This is a genomic window from Hugenholtzia roseola DSM 9546 (assembly GCF_000422585.1).
Lineage (GTDB): Bacteria > Bacteroidota > Bacteroidia > Cytophagales > Bernardetiaceae > Hugenholtzia > Hugenholtzia roseola.
Genome location: NZ_AUGI01000077.1, coordinates 1 through 2673 on the forward strand (window position 1 = coordinate 1; position 2673 = coordinate 2673).

Annotated in this window: 4 protein-coding genes and 1 pseudogene; all 5 read left to right on the forward strand. The window is 43.5% G+C overall.

The features are described from left to right. Positions 1 to 353: pseudogene (locus G500_RS25975) on the forward strand (hypothetical protein); the annotation flags it as partial. Between the two features lie 9 nt (positions 354 to 362). Beyond that, positions 363 to 1112, forward strand: coding sequence for a hypothetical protein (locus G500_RS0108080; protein WP_027002188.1), 750 nt, complete (start codon positions 363 to 365; stop codon positions 1110 to 1112). Beyond that, positions 1088 to 1810: a hypothetical protein gene (locus G500_RS0108085; protein WP_154657073.1), complete on the forward strand. Its 723-nt coding sequence runs from the start codon at positions 1088 to 1090 to the stop codon at positions 1808 to 1810. The genes G500_RS0108080 and G500_RS0108085 overlap by 25 nt, the downstream gene beginning before the upstream one ends. Then, positions 1800 to 2420 (forward strand): hypothetical protein, encoded by a 621-nt coding sequence (locus G500_RS0108090; protein ID WP_027002190.1) that lies wholly within the window; start codon positions 1800 to 1802, stop codon positions 2418 to 2420. The genes G500_RS0108085 and G500_RS0108090 overlap by 11 nt, the downstream gene beginning before the upstream one ends. 50 nt (positions 2421 to 2470) lie before the next feature. After that, positions 2471 to 2617 carry a hypothetical protein gene (locus G500_RS25660; protein WP_154657074.1) on the forward strand — a complete coding sequence of 49 codons (147 nt, stop codon included), beginning with the start codon at positions 2471 to 2473 and terminating at the stop codon, positions 2615 to 2617. Positions 2618 to 2673: the final 56 nt, after the last annotated feature.

A 2673-nucleotide genomic window follows, 5' to 3' on the forward strand; every position in this document is an offset into this window, starting at 1 on the left:
CCCCTGCAAATCCGACCAAACCCACAACGCCAACAACCCCAACAACCCCAACGCCGACAGTCCCGAAAGAACCCGACTTTATTCCAGAGCCTCAAATCCCAGAAGAAGTCATCACATTTGAGGACCTGCCTGCGGATTATCAAGACGAAATCCCCGAAGAATATCAAGATTGGGCGTTTGAAGTGGGCGAAGATGGGGAATTGGTTTTGACAGACCCTGAAACTGGCGAAAAGAAAAAGCTAAAAGAATTGCCCAAAAAAACAAATTGGCTTTTGTGGGGCGGGCTTGGGCTTTTGCTCTTAATCTTGATAGGATTTGCTATCTACTATTTCACCAAGAAAAAAACCAAGTAGTTAGAGATTATGTGGAAAAAACCAGACCAACCGCAAGGCGTGTGCATCTTAGAAAATTACGACGCAAACCCCGTCGATAGGTTCTTCGAGCCTGTCGACGAGGAACTGTTCGCCAACAATGTAGCCGAAGTAATTTTAGGCATGGAGGCTTTTGGCAGGCTAACGCCTGAAAAAAGGGAGGCTACGATTTGGTTCTACGCCCCTATTGCGGAAGGCTTTTTTAGAGATAACGACATTGCACCTACCCTCGATAATATCCTGATTCACAAAGCCGATTTGGAAGCGGTGGTATTAGAGCAGGGCATGCAATCCTATGGCGAAGATTGGGGTACTGATGGCAGTTGGGCGAAATCACAACCCATGATGACTATGCGACCCATTAGCCTAACGCCTACAAACGTTGCACCTGTGCAGGTGAAAAATCCAAATGTTAATTTGGTGCAATCTCACCTCGACCAAAACGGCAAAATCGACAAGGACAAAGTAAAACTCAACGTCGGCGGCGTTTTGACTACCCTTGCTAATTCTGCCCAAGTAATTCAGCAACTTACCAAGCCTACTTCGCAGCAGGAGCAAATTTGGGCGCAGCAGGGACAAAATGCGAATGTGTCGCAAAATGCAGCAGGCGCAAATATCTTTCCGAAGGAAAAAAAGAAACCCAAAGTATTAGGCATGGAGCCTGTGGTCGGAATTGCGCTTATCTTAATCATTTTTGTACTATTAGCTTTTAGCGTATGGAGTTTGTCAAAAAACAAGTAGTAACTTTTTTGATGCCTTTGGTGGTCTATGTTTTCATGGAAGAAGAAGGCACAATTAGGGGCATCGACAAAAATGGAACGGTTTATTTTGAGCGCGTTGGGCAAGGGCGTTTGGGCTTTCCGCTGCCTGTGTTGCCCAGCGAAGAAACGATTTTGCAAATCGAAGCGGATAAACAATTTAGAATTTTGAACGAGGAACAGTTAAAAACCCAAGCGGTTTTCCTGCCCTCTGAAATTGAAGATTTTGTAGCATTTGCCAAAAAGTTCGCGATTTTAGCCACAACCCTACCTGTGGGCGATAGCTACTATTCCGATGATGAGCGTTTCAAAATTGGCTACCTTTCTCAAATTGTTTCACGCACGAAAAAGGGCAAAAAGTGGGAAGAAACGCCCTTAGATACACCAGCAAGGGTAAATCGCCTTAATGGTGATATCGAACTAAATGCCGAAAAATTTAGGGCTTATACCGTTCCTATCCGTATGTTTATGCTTTTGCATGAATTTATGCACTACTATTTCAATAGTGCTTCGGAAACGGAAGTCGATTTGCAGGCTTTAAGGGTCTATTTGGCTTTGGGCTTTGGCAAAATTGATGCGGTTTATGCCCTTACAAAAGTTTTGAAGGATAGCCCCTTAGCTATCCAGCGCGTAGATTTACTTATTTCTTACCTCAAAATGCACCAAAACAATGAAGCATAGCGCATATTTTGAAAGATGGTATCGATTTGCTTTCATTTGGGAAGGCTCAAAGTTGAACCATGTCGTAAAATTGGAGGGCGAGAAATTTTATACAAATTTGGGAATTACCGAACAAACCTATAATTCCCTTGCGCCTCGTGTTTTGGGCGTGCCGCAAAACGATTTGGCAAGGCGTTTTCGGAACATGACCGAAAATGAACATAAAGCCATAGCAAAGTGGTTTTGGGACAATAGCGGTGCGGAACGCTTTGTAGATGGCAGAATCGCCGTCTTTTTTACCGAGCAGTTTTGGGGCGGTGGAAGGGGTGCTATCCAAGACTTTCAAGCCCATTACAACCAAATCAAGCCAAGCTATAAACCCAAAATTGCCGTCGACGGCTTTGTGGGCAATCAAACCGCAACGGCTTTCAACGCGCTGAATCAAGATGAACTTTTCAAAAGCCTAATCGCAAAAGCAGCAGCAAGATACCCTTTGATGGAAAATTACGACAAATACGGCAAAGGGTGGGAGAATCGCTTGCAAAGTTTTACGGAGGTATTTTCGGAATTTCACCAAGAGCAGCAGCAAAAAAAAACAGTTTGCGCGTGTTGTGGGCAACCCTTGCCCTGATAAGTGTAGGCGTACTAATTTTTTATCTTCAAAAAAAATAACTTTTTTTTATGGCAAAGCGAAAAATGAGCAGTGCAGCCCGAAGCGCAGCAGCAAGTCGAATGAAGAAGGTGAATAAAATCGCCGACCAACTGCAAAAAGACGACAAAAGCCTAAGCCGCTCACAGGCACTCAAAAAGGCTTTTAAGAAAATGTAGTTTTTCTTTTTAATTTTTTTCTAACTTTTTACTTTTTTTTATGGCAGCAAAAAAAA

Coding starts and splice junctions, on each gene's coding strand:
- G500_RS0108090 (WP_027002190.1), top strand. CDS start 1,800: ATGAAGCATAGCGCATATTTTGAAAGATGGTATCGATTTGCTTTCATT.
- G500_RS0108085 (WP_154657073.1), top strand. CDS start 1,088: ATGGAGTTTGTCAAAAAACAAGTAGTAACTTTTTTGATGCCTTTGGTG.
- G500_RS0108080 (WP_027002188.1), top strand. CDS start 363: ATGTGGAAAAAACCAGACCAACCGCAAGGCGTGTGCATCTTAGAAAAT.
- G500_RS25660 (WP_154657074.1), top strand. CDS start 2,471: ATGGCAAAGCGAAAAATGAGCAGTGCAGCCCGAAGCGCAGCAGCAAGT.